We start from the raw sequence: 16,279 nt of genomic DNA, 5'->3' as shown, positions 1-16,279 counted from the left end.
GGATGGCGGCCATGACCCTGCCCCCCGAGTTCCACGAGATCGCCAAACGCGTCAACAACTGGGGACGCTGGGGGGCCGACGACGAGATCGGCACCCTGAACCTGATCACCGAGGAGGTCGTCCGGGCGGCGGCCGCGGAGGTCCGCACGGGGCGCCGCATCCCCCTGGCCCTCCCGCTGAAGGAGGACGGGGTGCAGGCCGGCATGATCCCGGGGCGGATCAACCCGCTCCACACCATGGTCCAGATCAACCAGGAGCTCTTCGGCCCGGGCACGGTGGCCTGCAGCGACGACGCCGTGACGATGGGCCTCCAGGCGGCAACCCACTGGGACGCCCTGACCCACGTCTCCCACTCGGGCCGGATCTACAACGGCCGCCCCGCCTCCACGATCACCGCGCACGCCCGGGCCCTGTACAGCGGCATCGACAAGGCCGCCCCGATCGTCTCGCGCGGGGTCCTCCTCGACGTGGCCCGCGCGAAGGGCCTGGACCGGCTCCCGGGCGGCCACGCCGTCACCCCCGAGGACCTGGCCGAGGCGGAGGAGTTCGGCGGGGTCACCGTCCGCGCGGGGGACGTCGTCCTCGTCCGTACCGGCCAGATCCAGGTCTACCTGGCGGGCGACCGGCACGGCTACGGCTTCCCGTCGCCCGGCCTCTCGGTCCGCACCCCGCAGTGGTTCCACGCCCGCGACGTGGCGGCCGTCGCGAACGACACCCTCACCTTCGAGATCTTCCCGCCGGAGATCGACAACCTGTGGCTGCCGGTGCACGCGCTCGACCTGGTCGAGATGGGCATGCACCAGGGCCAGAACTGGAACCTGGAGGCCCTGTCCACAGCCTGTGCGGAAGCCTCCCGCTACGCGTTCCTCCTCTCGGCGATGCCGGAGCCCTTCGTCGGCGGCACCGGCACCCCGGTCGCCCCGGTCGCCGTCCTCTGACCCGCACACGGCCACCCGGCCGGGACGGCAGGACCAGGCCGTCCCTTACGGATCTCGCCCGACCCGCGCCACCCGGCAAGATCCGAAAGAGACCGCCTAGATCGGCAGGCCGATGACCCCCCACCCCCGCCGCTCCGCCTCGCCGACCACCTCGCCCCAGCCCGCCACCAGCTCGGCGAACTCCTCGAAGCCGGACACCCACTGCCCCGGCTCCCGGCCCGCGAGCTCCGCGTACGGGACCCGCAGACCCTCCAGCCCCGGGGCGGCCTCGAGCCACCTCCGCCGCAGCCGGGCCACCGTCGCCGGGCCGCGCACGATCAGCGGCCCGGACCTCCACAGCCCGTCCAGCGAGGGGAACACCCCGGGGTCGACCTGTTCCGCGTCGACGTCGGCCCGCGGCCCCCACCAGATCAACCCCTCCAGGAACGCGTCCAGCGCCGCCCGCACCCCGCCCCCGGCGGCGCCCCGGACCTTCTCCCAGCCCTCCGCGGCCCGGAAGTGCGGCTTGTACGAGCCGAGCGTGCCCGGGAACTCGTACCGCCCCAGCCAGGCCGGCTCCGACCCGGCGGCCGGCCACACCCACCCGTCGACGACGCCGCCGTCTCCGTCGGGGTCGTCGTCCGCGTACGCCGACTCCTGCACCACCCGCAGCCGGTCCTCCGGTGCCAGGTCCGTCACGTGCGCCCAGTCGACGACCAGGACCGTCATGTCCACACCCATGCGGCGATGCTAGCCAGCCGGTGCCGGCCACCGGCCCCGGCGCACCCCGGGCCGGTCCGCGCCCGGCACACCACCGGGATTACGCCGAAGGCGGCAAGTCCGCGCGCCGTCCCGCGCCCGTACCGATGAGTCCGCCCCGGCCCGGCAGTCTCCCTTCCACCACCACAGGAAGACGAGGCGACCGACATGACGAGCAACCCCCAGCTCCTGCGGGTCCACAACTTCATGGTCTCGCGGGACGGCATCGCCGCCGGCGAGGACCAGAGCCTGGAGCATCCCTTCGGCGGCGCCATCGACCCCTCCGCCATGTTCGCCTGGGCCGGTGCCACCGCGAGCTGGCCCAACCGCACCGAGCCGGGCGGCAGCCGCGGGCTGGACGACTACTTCACCCGCGACTGGGGGCGCAACATCGGCGCGGAGATCATGGGCCGCAACAAGTTCACCCCCTACCGCGGCCCGTGGGAGGACCACGCCGACTGGCAGGGCTGGTGGGGCGGCGAACCTCCTTTCCGCACCCCGGTGTTCGTCATGACCCACCACCCGCGCCCCTCCCTCACCCTCTCCGACACCACCTTCCACTTCGTCGACGCCGACCCGGCGACCGTCCTGGACCGGGCGCGCGAGGCCGCGCAGGGCAAGGACGTCCGCCTCGGCGGCGGGGTGACCACCGTCCGCGAGTTCCTTGACGCGGACCTGGTCGACACCCTCCACATCGCGGTCTCGCCGGTGGACATCGGCTCCGGCCTGCGCCTGTGGGATTCCCCGGACGAACTCCTCGACCGCTTCCACAGGGACGTGGTCCCCAGCCCGAGCGGGGTCACCCACCACCTGTTCTGGCGCCGCTAGCCCGCGCCAGTCCGCAGACGCTCGACCTCGACGCAGTTCCATCGACCTGACGGGCGTGAGCCTGCGCCTCGGCACCGCGGCGGCCTGCGGCGGCAACCCGCCCGACACGCTCCTCGGCGGCGCCGTCCTCGACGCCCTCGACGCCGACGGCCGGACCACGTACTGCACCGCGGAGGGCGGCCGGGGCCCCCTCCCCAGGCGGCGGGCCCTGCGGGGCGAGCGGAGGGACGAACTGTTCGGCCGCGACCTGCGCCGCCAGTTCACCGGCCCGCCGGCGCAGAGGCAGCCTTCGGGTCGACTTCCGGGGCGGGGACTTCAGTCACGCGGTCGCGCAGGAGAACTCCTTCGAGGTCCGGCTGGAGGACGACGGCCTCCACCGCCGTGCCGGGAAGCCGCCGGCCCCTCAGCCGACCCCGACGCCGACACCGGCCGCGTACGGGGCGACCCCCTCCGCCGTCTCCCCCGCCCAGCCCACGTAGCCGTCCGGCCGCACGAGGAACGCCCCGTCGCCGTACGCCCCGTACGACGGGATCCGCACCGTCCGCGCCCCCGGCAGCTCCGCCGGGGGGACCTCACCCACCAGCAGCAGGGTCCAGTGCGGCCCCCGGAAGGCGTCGAAGAGCCGCGCGCCCTCCCACGCCCCGTCCGGGGCCCGGTCGCCGGCGCGCAGGGCTCCGGCGGGGAGGTCCGTACGGGTCTCCACCGCCAGGGAGGAGCCGCGGTAGCCGAGGCCGAGCTGCTGCGTGGCGGCGCCGCGGCGGGCCTGGCCGCGGTGGATCCGGGTGGACAGGCCGAGCATGTCGGCGGCGACGGGCCGCCGCTCGGCCTCGTACGTGCCGAGCAGCGACTCCGGCGCGGCGCCGCTCAGCACCACGGCCAGCTTCCAGCCCAGGTTGTACGCGTCCTGCACGCTGGTGTTGAGCCCCTGTCCGCCGGCCGGCGAGTGGACGTGCGCGGCGTCCCCGGCGAGGAAGACCCGGCCCTCCCGGAACCGGTCGGCCAGCGCCGCCCGCGGCCGGAAGTCGGAGGCCCAGCGGACCTCCGTCACCGCGGCCGGATCCAGGTGCGACCGGGCGGCGACGACCGCCCGCAGCCCCTCCAGGGAGAGGTCGACCGTACGGCCGTCCTCCGCCGCCATCTGCGCGGCGACCTGGAAGTCCTCCGTCCCGGCGAGCGGGCAGACGGCGAGGAAGCCCTCGCCGTCCGCCGGCGGGAAGATGTGCCAGTGGTCGCGGTCGAGTCCGCTGATGCGCACGTCGGCCACCAGGACGGGGTCCGGGTCGACGGTCTCGCCGGTCATCCCGATCCCGAGCAGCCGCCGCACCGTGGACCGCCCGCCGTCGGCGGCGACGGCGTACCTCGCCCGCACCGGCCCGCCGTCGGCGAACCCGGCCGTCACGCCGTCCCCGTCCTGCACGATCGCGACCAGCTCCCGCCCGAAGGCGACCCGCCCGCCGAGCTCGCCGAGCCGGGTGAAGAGGACCTCCTGGGTGCGCCACTGCGGCACCATCCAGGGCTCGCGGTACGGCGAGCCCTCCTCCGGCTCCGTCTCGTCCCACATCGCGTGCTCGCCGAGCCGCTCGCCGGCCCGCCAGATCATCCCGGCCGGGTACGGACCGCCCGCCGCCCGGACGGCGTCGCCGACCCCGAGGTCGTCGAAGACCTCCATCGTCCGCGGCTGGATCCCCTTGCCGCGGGACCCGGGGAAGAGCCGCCCGTCCCGCTCCACGACCAGGGCCCGTACGCCCCGCCGCGCGAGGTCGACCCCGAGCGCCAGCCCGGCGGCACCGGCCCCGACGACCAGCACGTCCACGTCCGCGTCCATGACGACCACTCTCCTTAACAGCGTTAAGTTCCAACTCCCGAACCATGCACTTAACGCTGTTAAACTGTCAAGCGTGGCTACTCGCAGATCCCCGAAGCTGGACAAGAAGCAGGCGGTCGACACCTCCCTGCGGCTCCTCAACGAGGTCGGCCTCGACGGCCTGAGCCTGCGCGCGATCGCCAAGGAGCTGGACGTCCAGGCGCCCGCCCTCTACTGGCACTTCAAGAACAAGCAGGAACTCCTCGACGAGATGGCCACGGAGATGTACCGCCGGATGACGGCGGACTCCCCCCTCGCCCCCGGCCCCTCCTGGCAGGACCACCTCCTGACCGCCAACCGCGGCCTGCGCACCGCCCTGCTCCGCTACCGCGACGGCGCGAAGGTGTTCAGCGGCTCCCGCTTCACCGGCACCGAGCACGCGGCCGGGATGGAGGCCGGCCTCCGCGCCCTCACCGAGGCCGGCTTCACGCTCCCGCAGGCCGTCCGCGCCACCACCACGGCGTACTTCTTCACCCTCGGCTTCGTCACGGAGGAACAGGGCGTCGAACCCCTCCCGGGCGAGCGCCGCGAAGGCTTCGACGTCGCCGAACGCGCCGAACGCCTCGCCGACTACCCCCTCGCCGCCGGCGCCGGAGCGGACCTCTTCCAGGACTACGACACGGGCTTCGAGGAAGGCCTCGCCCTCGTCGTCGCGGGCATCGAAAACCGGTACGGGCCGACGCCCCGCGGCTGACATCCTGGACGGATGACGACGGAGCGGCGGCGATGAACGGGACGGCGTACGGATTCCTCACGGCCGCCGCGCCCGCAGCGGACGCCCTGGCCAGGGCCCTCGCCCAGGGGTTCGGGGTGCCCGCGGCGCGGGTGGACGTGGCCCCGGAGGGGACGGTCGACGGCCGGAACCGGGACACCGCCCTGGTCACCTGCGAGTACGAGGTCCTCCGCGCCGGCGACCTCCGCGGCATGGTGCACGTCTACGCCACCCCGGCGGTCGCCGCACCCCCCGCCCCCGAGGAGCTCGCCGCCGTCCTGGCACGGGAGTCGGGGACGCCGGTGCTGGTCGAGTGGGGCAGGGAGCCGTGGATCCGGAAGGTGCTCCTGCCTCAGGGCTGGGCCACCTACGCGGCCATCGAGGACCTCGACATCGCGAAGGACCAGCCCTGGTTCCGCGTGTACGCCACCCAGGCCGGGCTCGCCGCCTTCCCCGAGGCCGAGGTGGAGGGACTGCCCTCCGTCGTCCACGGCGTGCCGCCCCGGACCCCCGTCGCGGACGCCCTGGGCGAACACCGGAGCCTCCTCCACCCCTGGGAGGCCCTGATCTCCCGCATGGCCGCCGGCTGGCCCCCCGCACGCTGGTACGACGCCGACCTGTACCGCGCGGACCTGGACGCCCGCGACCGCCTGGAAGCCGCGCTCCCCGCCCTCCCCGGCCCCGTACGCACCGCCGTCGCCACCCTCGACGCCCGCTTCCGCGAACTGACGGTCGACGACGCCGGCGAGGAGCTCGGCGCCGACCCGTCGAGCACCCCCTGGTACCGGCACCGCCGCCCGGCCGTCCTCCCCTGGCGCGTACTGCTGCCCGTCGACCCGGAGGCGGCGCACTGGCTGTGGAAGTGGGTGGAGGACGGGGCCGGGGGCCGACCCGGCGGAGTCGACCTCTCCTCCCTCGACCTCAGCGGAGCCGACCTGTCGGGGGCCGACCTCTCCTCCTCCCTCCTCTGCGCCGCCGGCCTGGCCCGCACCCGCCTCGCCGGCACCGACTTCCACCGCAGCCACCTCCAGGCGGCGGACCTCACCGGCGCCGACGCCACCGGCGCCTGCTTCGTCCGGGCGGACCTGGACGGCGCCGACCTGCGCGGCACGGTCCTGGACGGCGCCGACCTCACCCGCACCGACCTCTACGGCGCCGACGCCCGCGGCGCGCGCCTGCGCGGCGCCCGCCTGCTGGGCGCGACCCTCCTGCACACCGACCTGCGCGGCGCGGACCTCACCGGAGCGCGGCTCGGCGAGAACACCTTCGAAGTGACCCTGGACGACACCACGGTCGTCACGGGCCTGACCGGCACCCTCACCGGACCGGCCACCCTCACCACCCCCGCCGGCACGTCCCGCTCCCTGGCGGGCCCGTCCCTGGAACACTGGCTCCGCACCGGCGGCAGCGACGCCGAAGTCCGGTGGACAGGTGCACGGGACGCCCGGGACTGACGTGCCGCGGGAGGGAACCTGCGGGTGGCGGCGTGCGTTCGTGCACGCCCCGAGCGCGGCACGGCAGCCGCCACCCCACGACCCGCACTCGTCAAGGCACAGGACCCTTGGCGTCCCCTCGCGACGAATCGCTCACCACCAGGGTGATCAACCCGTGACGAACCGTCAACACCTCGTTAGAGGTACACGCGCGGTTCCCGCTTCAGCACGACTTTTTTCGCGGACCCCGCCGGGGCCGCCGGCGCCTGCGCCGCCGCGCGGTCGATCTCGCACCAGATGCGTTTGCCCGCGCCCTCGCGCTGCCAGCCCCACCGGTCCGCGAGACCGTCCACCAGCTCCAGGCCGCGCCCGCCCGTGTCGTCGCCGCCGGCCTGCCGGCGGGCCGGGGCGCGGTCGCTCGCGTCGGCGACCTCCACCCGTACGCCCGGCCCCCCGAGGAGCATCCGCAGCACGGCCGGACAGCCCGTGTGCACGACCGCGTTCGTGACCAGCTCGGAGATCAGCAGGATCAGCGTCTCCGCGAGCGGTTCGTCGTCCCCTATCCCCGACCCCGCCAGCCGGGAACGCGCCCACCGGCGCGCCCGGCCGACCTCGGCGGGGTCCGGTCCTACCTCCAGCTGCACCTGAAGCACCTGCACCGCTCACACCATCCGAACCGGCGGACACTTCGCCTCGCGACAGGACGGGATCACCGAACGTGATCCCCTTGCCGAGCAGCATGGTTGACATACAGTCACCACAACAAGCGCTTCGGGCATATTCCAGCGCGAAGGAGTAGGCGTGGTGCATACTGTGCGACGCCCATGCCGCCCGTGCCGCTCAACCACTCGCATCGTGGGAGCGTACCGTGGCACGCCCCCGCCTCCGGGCCGTATCGGGGAGGGCGCAGGACACAAACCGATATCAACTCTCTGTAATCGGACATGAGTCCCGCGTTGTTGCCCCCGTGCCCTTCCGTGACAGCCTGCTATGCCCTCGGCCCCCGGCGATCCGCCTCCGCCTCCTCCCCCAGGCGGGACGCCAGGAGTTCCTCGGCCTCCGCCGCCGTACGCCACTGCTCCGCCCGCACCCAGGCCCGCTTCAGGTGCAGGTGCACGTCCGCCTCCCAGGTGAAGCCCATCCCGCCGTGGACCTGGAGGCAGTCCCGCGCGCCGCGCACCGCCGCCTCGTCCGCGAGGAGCTTCGCCGCCGCGATCTCGGCCGCGTCACCCGTCACGGCCGCCGCGTACACCGCCGTACGGGCCACCTCGGCGCGCACCAGCATCCCCGCGCACAGGTGCTTGACCGCCTGGAAGCCCCCGATCGGCCGCCCGAACTGCTCGCGCTCCCCCGCGTACCGCACCGCCAGCTCCACCGTCCGCAGTGCGCTGCCCAGTTGGAGCGCCGCCGTCAGCAGCGCCCCCTCCTCCCGGAACCCGGCGGGCGGCGCCCCGGCGGAGCGCCACAGCGGGGTCAGCGGGTCCACCGAGCGGACCGCCTCGCCGGCGGGCGGCGGCCCCGCCAGCCCGAGCACCGCGTCCGCCTCCCCCAGGTGCGCCACCAGCGGCCCGCCCAGGTCGAAGGCCGTCACCACCGCCGAGCCCTCAGCCGCCCCGGGGACCACGCCGGCCGCCAGGTGCGTCGCCACCAGCGGCCCGGGCACCAGGGCCCGCCCGGCCTCCTCGAAGACGAGCACCGCCTCCGGCAGGCCCAGCCCGACCCCTCCCTCGGACTCGGGGAGCCGCAGCGAGAAGAACCCCGCCCCGCCCAGCTCCCGCCACAGCCCCCGGTCCACGGACCTGCCGCGGGACACCGACTCCCGCAGCGCCTCCCGCCCGTACCGCCCCGCGAGCAGGTCGCGGACGCCCGCCCGCAGGTCCCGCTGGTCCTCCGTCAGCCGGAAGTCCACGACCGCTCACCGCCCCTTCGGCAGGCCGAGGATCCGCTCGGCGACGATGTTCCGCTGGATCTGGGAGGTGCCCGCCGCGATCGTGTACGAGAGCGACGAGAGCCGCTCCAGCGTCCACTCCTCCTCCAGGGACAGGGCGCCGGCCCCCAGCACCTCCGCCGCCGCGTCGTACAGCTCCTGCCGTGCGTGCGAGTACGCCAGCTTGAAGACGCTGCCCCCGACGCCGGGGACCCCCTCCGAGCCCTGCGCCTCGCTGACGTTCCACTGCGTGAGCCGCCACAGCGCGCCGAACTCCCCGTGCAGGCGGCCCAGCCGGCGCCGCAGCACGGGGTCGTCCCAGCGGCCGTCGGCCTTCGCCGCCCGCGCCAGCGCGCCCAGGGTCCGGCGGCAGGCGACGACCTCGCCGACGAAGGCGGTGCCCCGCTCGAAGGAGAGGGTCACCATCGTGACCCGCCAGCCGTCGTTCTCGGCACCGACCCGGTTGGCGACCGGCACCCGCACCTCGTCCAGGAACACCTCCGCGAACTCGGCCGATCCCGCGAGGGTGCGCAGCGGCCGGACCGTGACGCCGGGCGCGTCCATCGGCAGGGCCAGCCAGGAGATCCCCCGGTGCTTCGGCGCGGCCGGGTCGGTGCGCACCAGCAGCTCGCACCAGTCGGCCACCTCCGCGTGCGAGGTCCAGATCTTGGAGCCGGTGACCACGTACGCGTCCCCGTCCCGCACGGCCTTCGTCCGCAGCGCCGCCAGGTCGGAACCGGCGCCCGGTTCGCTGAACCCCTGGCACCACACCTCGTCCCCGCGCAGCACGGGCGGCAGCCAGCGCGCCCGCTGCTCCGCGGTGCCCTCGGCGGCGATCGTCGGTCCGGCGTGCAGCAGGCCGACGAAGTTCGCGCCGACGTAGGGGGCGCCGGCGCGCTCGGTCTCCTCCAGGAAGAGCAGGTGCTGGGTCGGGGTGGCGCCGCGCCCGCCGGCGTCGACCGGCCAGTGCAGGCCCGCGTACCCGGCGTCGTACAGCCGGCGCTGCCAGCCCAGGTCGTAGGCGCGGCGGCCCGGCCAGTCGTCCGGCGAGGGCCTGGGCGGCAGTTCGGGCAGCACCTTGGCGAGCCATTCCCGCAGCCGGGCCCGGAACTCCCGTTCCTCCTCCGAGTGGGCCAGGTCCATCAGACGAGGTCCAGGCCGAGCATGCGGATGGCGTTGCCGCGCATCAGCTTGTACACGGTCTCGTCGTCCAGGCCCTCCACGTGGTCGAGGGCGACCTCCTTGGTGTGCGGGAAGGTCGAGTCCACGTGCGGGTAGTCGGTCTCGAAGGTGGCGTTGTCGCGGCCTACGGCGTCAAGCGAGGCGATGCCGTGCTTGTCGCGGAAGAAGCAGCAGTAGATCTGCCGGTAGTAGTACGTGGACGGCGGCTCGGGGATCAGGCCGCGGACCCCGCCCCAGGCGCGGTGCTCCTGCCAGACGTCGTCGGCCCGTTCGAGGGCGTACGGGATCCAGCCCATCTGGCCCTCGCTGTAGGCGAGCTTCAGCGCCGGGAACTTCACCAGGACCCCGCTGAAGAGGAAGTCCATCATCGAGGCCATGGCGTTGTTGAAGCTCAGCGAGGCCTGGACGGCGGGCGGGGCGTCGGGGGAGGCGGCGGGCATCTGCGACGAGGACCCGATGTGCATGTTGACGACCGTGCCGGTCTCCTGGCAGACGGCGAAGAAGGGGTCCCAGTAGCCGGAGTGGATGGACGGCAGCCCGAGGTGGGTGGGGATCTCGGAGAAGGTCACGGCGCGCACGCCGCGGGCGGCGTTGCGGCGGATCTCGGCGACGGCCAGGTCGATGTCCCACAGCGGGATGATGCACAGCGGGATCAGCCGGCCCCCGCTGTCGCCGCACCACTCCTCGACCATCCAGTCGTTGTAGGCGCGCACGCAGGCGAGGGCGACCTCCTTGTCGTGGGCCTCGGCGAAGGTCTGTCCGCAGAAGCGGGGGAAGGTGGGGAAGCAGAGGGAGGCCTCGACGTGGTTGAGGTCCATGTCGAGGAGCCGCGCCCCGGGGTCCCAGCAGCCGCGGCGCATCTCCTCGCGGGTGATGCCCTCCAGGGTCATGTCGTCGCGGTCGAAGCCGACGGCGGCGATGTTGCGCTTGTACGGGAACTTCAGGTCCTCGTAGATCCACCAGTCGGTCGGCGGGCCGTCGGGGTCCATGGAGATCACGTACTTGCCGCCGGTGTACTCCAGCTCGCCGATGCCGGCGGTGAGGGCCTTGGGGCCGCGGTCGCGGTACTTCGCGGGCAGCCACACGTCGAAGAGGTGGGCGGGCTCGATCACGTGGTCGTCGACGCTGATGATCCGAGGCAGTTCCAGTGCCATGTGCGCGCTCCCCAATCTGATGGATCGTCAGAAACAAGCTAGCCCCGCCACCCCTGGACCGACAAGCGCCGGCGCCCTACGCTCTGCCCTTGATCTGACTAACCGTCAGCTGGCCGCGCGCCGGCACGCCCAGGGGGAGGTCCGCGATGACGACGACGGACGGAACGGCGACGGACGGAACGGCGACGGACGGAACGGCTGCGGACGGAACGGCGAAGGCCGTCGCCACGGAACTCGGCCGCTCCCGCACCCTCTGGGAGCTGATCGCCCGCCGCGCCGCCCTCACCCCCCACGCCCCGGTGCTCATCGAGGCCGCCGAGCGGCCCGCCGCCGACCGCACCCTCACCTTCGGCGCCCTGCGCGACCGCGCCGAACGCGTCGCCGCCGGCCTGTACGGCAGGGGCGTGCGCCCCGGCACCGTCGTCGCCTGGCAGCTCCCGACCCGCATCGAGACGGTCCTGCTGTCGGCCGCCCTCGCCCGCCTCGGCGCCGTCCAGTCGCCCGTGATCCCCTTCTACCGCGACCGCGAGGTCGCCTTCGCTCTGCGCGAGTCCGGGGCCGAGCACTTCGCCGTCCCCGGCACCTGGCGCGGCTTCGACCACACCGCGATGGCCACCCGCCTCGGCGCGCGCGGGGTGTTCGAGGCGTACGCGGACCTCCCCGACGGCGACCCGGCCGTCCTGCCCCCGCCGCCCTCCGACGGGACCTCCGTCCGCTGGATCTACTGGACCTCCGGCACCACCTCCGACCCCAAGGGCGTCCTGCACACCGACCGCTCCCTGATCGCGGGCGGCTCCTGCCTCGCCCACGCCCTGTGCCTGACCCCGTCCGACGTCGGCTCGATGGCCTTCCCGTACGCGCACATCGCCGGGCCCGACTACACGGTGATGCTGCTGCTCTACGGGTTCCCGGCGGTGCTCTTCGAGAAGTTCGCCATGCCCGGCGCCCTGGACGGCTACCGCCGCCACGGGGTCACCATCGCCGGCGGCTCCACCGCCTTCTACTCCATGTTCCTGGCCGAGCAGCGCAAGGACCCGGCCGCGCCCCTCATCCCGAGCCTGCGCCTGCTCGCGGGCGGCGGCGCCCCCAAGCCGCCGGAGATCTACCACGCGGTGGTGCGCGAGCTGGGCTGCCAGCTCACCCACGGGTACGGCATGACCGAGGTCCCGATGATCACCATGGGCTCCCCGGACGACACCCCCGAGAACCTCGCCACCACCGAGGGCCGCCCCCCGGAGGGCATGTCGATCCGCATCACCACCCCCGACGGCACCCCCCTGCCCGCCGGCACGGACGGCGAGGTCCGGCTGCGCGGCGAGGCGGTCTGCCAGGGCTACCTCGGCCGGAAGGACACCGCCGGGGTCTTCGACGCCGACGGCTACCTGATCACCGGCGACCTCGGCCACCTCACCCCCTCCGGCCACCTGGTCCTCACCGGACGCAGCAAGGACGTGATCATCCGCAAGGGCGAGAACATCTCGGCGAAGGAGATCGAGGACCTCCTCCACCAGCTCCCCGCGGTCGGCGACGTCGCCGTCATCGGCCTCCCGGACGAGGAACGCGGCGAGCGCGTCTGCGCCGTGGTCGAGCAGCCCGCGGGCGCCGCCCCGCTGACCCTCCCCCAGGTGACTGCCTACCTCCGCTCCCAGGGCCTTTCCCCGTACAAGCTCCCCGAGCAGCTGGAGCTGGTCGACGCCCTGCCCCGCAACGACGCCCTGCGCAAGGTCCTCAAGTACCGCCTGCGCGAGCGCTACTCCTGACGCCGCGGGACCGCTGTCACCAAGGTGACTGACCTCTTGGTGCCGGGCCGACCCCCTTCCGCGCGTCTTCCGCGGGCAGCAGGATGGTGATCACCGGAACGGCGGCGGGAACGGAACCCGAAGCCGGGGCCGCAGGGGCGGGACTCGCCCCCGAGGCCCGGACGTCCGCCTTCCGGGTCCACCAGCACCAGCCGTCAGGGGGCACCGCCATGTCGAAAACCGCTCCGCTCCACCGCATCCACGCCTGCGCCGCCCGCACCGCCCGCACCGCCCGCACTGACGTCATCAGCTGGGACTGACCGGCATGCTCCTCGTCCGACTGCCCCTCCTCAGCCACACCGGGGCACCGGGTACCGAGAGCGGGGCGAGCCTCCTCCAGGACGCCCTGTGGGCCCACGCGGGTCCGGAGCACGCCCTCGAACACGTACGGGTGCGCCCGCTGCCGACGGGCCTGAGCGTGGCCCTCTTCGTCCGCGCCGAGGACGACGACCAGGCCCACCGGAAGGCGACCCGCCTCCTCAAGGCCGTCCTCGGCACCGGAGCGGGCCGCGCCTACCACCTGAGCCCGCTGCTCACCCCCTAGCGCCTTCCCGGCCACCGACCGCCCGGCCCACCGACCGCTGTTCCTGCAGGGCAGCCGTCCCACCGCCACCACGGTGCACAGCCCCACCCCTTCCGGCCCCCGAACGGGCCCGCCCGCGGCATCCCGCGGCGCCACCACACGTCTCTTCACGCCCGCAGGAGTTCAGCCATGCCCAAGAACCCCAAGGCCACCGCCATCCGCGTCGCCTCCACCTCGGCCCTCGCCGCGACCGCCGCCACCATGATCTTCGCCTCGCCGGCCAGCGCCTCGGCACTCACCGACGGCATCGCCGCCACGGCCCGCGCCGAGAACGGCAACGGCGCCTGCGCCCACGGTGGTTACGTCGGCGGACCCAACCAGAACAGCAGCTGCTACAACGGCCAGAGAACCCACGCCTGGTGCGCCGACTTCGCCGGCTGGGTCTGGGCCCGCAACGGGGTCACCGGCCTGTCCACGCTGAACGACATGGCCGACAGCTTCTACGACTACGGCGTCAAGAACGGCACCCTCTCGAACACCCCCCACGTCGGCGACGCCGTCGTCTACAACCACGGCGGCAGCTACGCCGACGACCACGTGGCCATCGTCACCGCCGTCTCCGGCAACTGGGTCACCATCACCGGCGGCAACCAGGGCGGCTACCCGGGCCACGTCAGCACCAACAGCACCGACGAGTGGCAGGTCGGCTCCTCCCCCTGGGGCCAGCGGATCAGCGGCTACATCTCCCCGGCCGGCACCACCAAGCCCTCCTACCCGGCCCCGTCCTCCCTCGCGGACGGCACCCTCGTCAAGTCGCCGAACGGGCCCGAGGTGAAGGTCATGGTCAAGGGCGCCGGCGTCCCCGTGGCGGGCTCCGACGTCGCGCCGGACAAGTACGACCTCAGCAAGATCGTCCTCATCGACGACTCGGCCTTCCGCTCCCTGGCGAGCGCCCCGCCGGCCGGCACCGTGGTGCACGACCAGGCGGGCGGCGCCGAACGCTACGTGATCATCGACGGAGCCGCCCTGAAGATCGGCGCCGAGGACTGGACCGCCGCCGGCTACAACAACCGCCCGGACATGGGCGTCCCGACCGCCTGGCTGAAGACCGCCGCGCAGCGCCAGATCACCACCGGCGTGGTGGTCATGGACCAGACGGGCAAGGACCCGGCCCGCTACGTGATGGTCGAGGGCGGCGCCCTGCACATCTCGGCCGCGGAGTGGACGGCCGACGGCTACAACGAGATGACCCTCATGGGCGTCCCCGGCGAGTGGCTGAAGGCCGCCGCCGCCAAGGCCCCGGCCAACGGCACCGTGGTCATGGACCAGTCGACCACCGACCCGAACCGCTACGTGGTGGTCAACGGCACCGCCGTGCACATCTCCGCCGCCGAGTGGACGGCCAACGGCTACAACCAGCGTCCCGAGATGGGCGTCCCCGGCGCCTGGCTCGCCGGCGCCGTCAGCAAGCAGCTGGCCGACGGCACCATCGTCAAGAACGCCTCCGACCCCACCGTCTACGTGATGGCGGGCGGCAAGGCCGTCACGCTGTCCTACGCCGACTTCACCGGCCTCGGCTACGACAAGCGCCCCCTGGAGACGCTGCCGGCCGAGTGGCTGGCCTCCGCCGTCGCCAAGGCGGTCCCCGCCGACGGCACGATGGTCCTCGCCCAGGGCGACCCCACCGTCTGGCAGGTCACCGGCGGCAAGAAGCGCGCCATGACCGAAGCCGAGTTCGGCCCCGGCAAGGCCTCCTTCGACCAGGTCGTCAGCGTCCCGGCCGCCCTCGTCGCCTCCCTGCCGACCGTCCAGCCGACCCCGGCGCCGGCCCCCCTGCCGACCGCCTGACGCTCCCCCGGAACATCCCCGGCACACCGCCGGAGCACCTCCTGAGCAACACCCCGTGCCGCCCGGCCCCCACCGGCCGGGCGGCACGGGCCTCCGGCGGCCCGCCGCCCCGCAGCCTCCGCCCCGCCGCCACAGACACCCCGAGGGACACCGTCATGCGCTCCGCCGCCCGCAAGAAGTCCGTACTGCTCGCCGCCGCCACCGCCCTCCTCGCCATCGCCGCCCCGCTCGCCGCGAGCACCACCGCCTCGGCCGCGTCCGTCTCCACCTGGGACAAGGTCGCGCACTGCGAGAGCACCGACAACTGGAGCATCAACACCGGCAACGGCTACTACGGCGGCCTCCAGATACTGAAGAGCACCTGGGACGCGTACGGCGGCACCCGGTACGCCTCCTACCCTCACCAGGCGACCAAGCAGCAGCAGATCCTCACCGCCGAGAAGATCCTCGCCGGCCAGGGTGCGGGCGCCTGGGGCAGCTGCGGCGCGGCCGCCGGCCTGGCCTACGACCACGCCGACCCGTACCCGTCGGGCCCCTCCTACCCGAGCCCGGCCTCGCTCGCCGACGGCACCCTCGTGAAGTCCCCGAACGGCCCGGCCGTGAAGGTGATGGTCAAGGGCGCCGGCATCCCGGTCGCGGGCTCCGACGTCACGCCCGACCACTACGACCTCGCCAGGATCGTGCTGATCGAGGACGCGGCGTTCAACGGCCTGGCGAGCACCCCGCCCGCCGGTACGGTCGTACACGACCAGGCCGGCGGCGCCGGCCGGTACGTGATCATCGGCGGCGCGGCCCTGCACATCGGCGCCGACGACTGGACCGCCAACGGGTACGACACCCTCCCGGACATGGGCGTCCCGACCGCCTGGCTGCAGGCCGCCGCCGCCAAGGCCCCGGCCAACGGCACCGTGGTCCTGGACCAGTCGGGCAAGGACCCGAACCGCTACGTGATAGTCAACGGCACCGCCGTGCACATCTCCGCCCCGGAGTGGACGGCCAACGGGTACGACCAGCGCGCCGAGATGGGCGTCCCGACCAGCTGGCTGGCCGCCGCGGCCGCCAAGCAGCTGGTCAACGGCACGATCGTCAAGAGCGCCGCCGACCCCACCGTCTACGTGATGGCGGGCGGCAAGGCCGTCACGCTGTCCTACGCCGACTTCACCGGCCTCGGCTACGACAAGCGCCCTCTGGAGGTCGTCCCGGGTGAGTGGCTGCACGCGGCCGCCGCCAGGACCGCCCCCGCCGACGGCACGATGGTCCTCGCCCAGGGCGACCCCACCGTCTGGCAGGTCACCGGCGGCAAGAAGCGCGCCATGACCGAAGCCGAGTTCGG

General features: G+C 73.9%; 14 protein-coding genes. 8 read left to right on the top strand and 6 right to left on the bottom strand.

Going from position 1 to position 16,279, the window contains the following annotated elements; translation table 11 throughout:
- The first annotated feature begins 11 nt into the window (after positions 1–11).
- Positions 12–938: a cyclase family protein gene (locus AB0469_RS14100; protein ID WP_366451602.1), complete on the top strand. Its 927-nt coding sequence runs from the start codon at positions 12–14 to the stop codon at positions 936–938.
- A 96-nt stretch (positions 939–1,034) separates the two neighbouring features.
- On the opposite strand, the gene AB0469_RS14095 is transcribed toward AB0469_RS14100, so the two are convergent.
- Complete coding sequence (locus AB0469_RS14095; RefSeq protein WP_366451601.1) at positions 1,035–1,658, bottom strand: hypothetical protein; 624 nt, start codon at positions 1,656–1,658, stop codon at positions 1,035–1,037.
- A 186-nt stretch (positions 1,659–1,844) separates the two neighbouring features.
- Between AB0469_RS14095 and AB0469_RS14090 the strand changes: the two genes are divergently transcribed.
- Positions 1,845–2,504: a dihydrofolate reductase family protein gene (locus AB0469_RS14090; protein ID WP_366451600.1), complete on the top strand. Its 660-nt coding sequence runs from the start codon at positions 1,845–1,847 to the stop codon at positions 2,502–2,504.
- A 403-nt stretch (positions 2,505–2,907) separates the two neighbouring features.
- Here the strand turns inward: AB0469_RS14090 and AB0469_RS14085 are convergent, their stop codons facing one another.
- Positions 2,908–4,329 carry an FAD-dependent monooxygenase gene (locus AB0469_RS14085; protein WP_366451598.1) on the bottom strand — a complete coding sequence of 474 codons (1,422 nt, stop codon included), beginning with the start codon at positions 4,327–4,329 and terminating at the stop codon, positions 2,908–2,910.
- A 73-nt stretch (positions 4,330–4,402) separates the two neighbouring features.
- Between AB0469_RS14085 and AB0469_RS14080 the strand changes: the two genes are divergently transcribed.
- Both AB0469_RS14080 and AB0469_RS14075 read left to right on the top strand, forming a co-directional pair.
- Positions 4,403–5,062: a TetR/AcrR family transcriptional regulator C-terminal domain-containing protein gene (locus AB0469_RS14080; RefSeq protein ID WP_366451596.1), complete on the top strand. Its 660-nt coding sequence runs from the start codon at positions 4,403–4,405 to the stop codon at positions 5,060–5,062.
- 32 nt (positions 5,063–5,094) lie between these two features.
- Entirely contained in the window at positions 5,095–6,534 is a 1,440-nt protein-coding gene (locus tag AB0469_RS14075) for a pentapeptide repeat-containing protein (RefSeq protein ID WP_366451595.1), read from the top strand.
- A gap of 176 nt (positions 6,535–6,710) precedes the next feature.
- Here AB0469_RS14075 and AB0469_RS14070 read toward each other — a convergent pair whose 3' ends face one another.
- The 4 genes from AB0469_RS14070 to AB0469_RS14055 form a co-directional block, all read right to left on the bottom strand.
- Entirely contained in the window at positions 6,711–7,172 is a 462-nt protein-coding gene (locus AB0469_RS14070; protein WP_042814661.1) for an ATP-binding protein, read from the bottom strand.
- A gap of 329 nt (positions 7,173–7,501) precedes the next feature.
- Positions 7,502–8,422, bottom strand: coding sequence for an acyl-CoA dehydrogenase family protein (locus AB0469_RS14065; RefSeq protein WP_366451594.1), 921 nt, complete (start codon positions 8,420–8,422; stop codon positions 7,502–7,504).
- 6 nt (positions 8,423–8,428) lie between these two features.
- Complete coding sequence (locus AB0469_RS14060) at positions 8,429–9,583, bottom strand: acyl-CoA dehydrogenase (protein WP_366451593.1); 1,155 nt, start codon at positions 9,581–9,583, stop codon at positions 8,429–8,431.
- Entirely contained in the window at positions 9,583–10,776 is a 1,194-nt protein-coding gene (locus tag AB0469_RS14055; protein WP_366451592.1) for an amidohydrolase family protein, read from the bottom strand. Before AB0469_RS14055 ends, AB0469_RS14060 begins: the two co-directional genes overlap by 1 nt.
- 146 nt (positions 10,777–10,922) lie before the next feature.
- On the opposite strand from AB0469_RS14055, the gene AB0469_RS14050 reads away from it, so the two are divergent.
- The 4 genes from AB0469_RS14050 to AB0469_RS14035 form a co-directional block, all read left to right on the top strand.
- On the top strand, positions 10,923–12,536 hold the full coding sequence (locus AB0469_RS14050) for an AMP-binding protein (RefSeq protein ID WP_366451591.1): 1,614 nt from the start codon (positions 10,923–10,925) through the stop codon (positions 12,534–12,536).
- A 304-nt stretch (positions 12,537–12,840) separates the two neighbouring features.
- Positions 12,841–13,119: a hypothetical protein gene (locus tag AB0469_RS14045; RefSeq protein ID WP_366451590.1), complete on the top strand. Its 279-nt coding sequence runs from the start codon at positions 12,841–12,843 to the stop codon at positions 13,117–13,119.
- Between the two features lie 168 nt (positions 13,120–13,287).
- A complete protein-coding gene (locus AB0469_RS14040) occupies positions 13,288–14,946 on the top strand; it encodes a CHAP domain-containing protein (protein ID WP_366451589.1) in 1,659 nt (552 codons plus the stop codon).
- 155 nt (positions 14,947–15,101) lie between these two features.
- Positions 15,102–16,279 (top strand): transglycosylase family protein (locus AB0469_RS14035; protein ID WP_366451588.1); only part of this gene is annotated, 1,178 nt, incomplete at its 3' end.

This window comes from Streptomyces sp. NPDC093801 (genome assembly GCF_040701585.1).
Lineage (GTDB): Bacteria > Actinomycetota > Actinomycetes > Streptomycetales > Streptomycetaceae > Streptomyces.
This window is presented reverse-complemented; position numbering and strand designations above follow the sequence as displayed.

Bases quoted from the DNA above. Each gene is read 5' to 3' on its own strand.
- AB0469_RS14095 (WP_366451601.1), bottom strand. From the start codon at position 1,658: ATGGGTGTGGACATGACGGTCCTGGTCGTCGACTGGGCGCACGTGACG.
- AB0469_RS14055 (WP_366451592.1), bottom strand. From the start codon at position 10,776: ATGGCACTGGAACTGCCTCGGATCATCAGCGTCGACGACCACGTGATC.
- AB0469_RS14060 (WP_366451593.1), bottom strand. From the start codon at position 9,583: ATGGACCTGGCCCACTCGGAGGAGGAACGGGAGTTCCGGGCCCGGCTG.
- AB0469_RS14050 (WP_366451591.1), top strand. From the start codon at position 10,923: ATGACGACGACGGACGGAACGGCGACGGACGGAACGGCGACGGACGGA.
- AB0469_RS14085 (WP_366451598.1), bottom strand. From the start codon at position 4,329: ATGGACGCGGACGTGGACGTGCTGGTCGTCGGGGCCGGTGCCGCCGGG.
- AB0469_RS14075 (WP_366451595.1), top strand. From the start codon at position 5,095: ATGAACGGGACGGCGTACGGATTCCTCACGGCCGCCGCGCCCGCAGCG.
- AB0469_RS14045 (WP_366451590.1), top strand. From the start codon at position 12,841: ATGCTCCTCGTCCGACTGCCCCTCCTCAGCCACACCGGGGCACCGGGT.
- AB0469_RS14040 (WP_366451589.1), top strand. From the start codon at position 13,288: ATGCCCAAGAACCCCAAGGCCACCGCCATCCGCGTCGCCTCCACCTCG.
- AB0469_RS14100 (WP_366451602.1), top strand. From the start codon at position 12: ATGACCCTGCCCCCCGAGTTCCACGAGATCGCCAAACGCGTCAACAAC.
- AB0469_RS14090 (WP_366451600.1), top strand. From the start codon at position 1,845: ATGACGAGCAACCCCCAGCTCCTGCGGGTCCACAACTTCATGGTCTCG.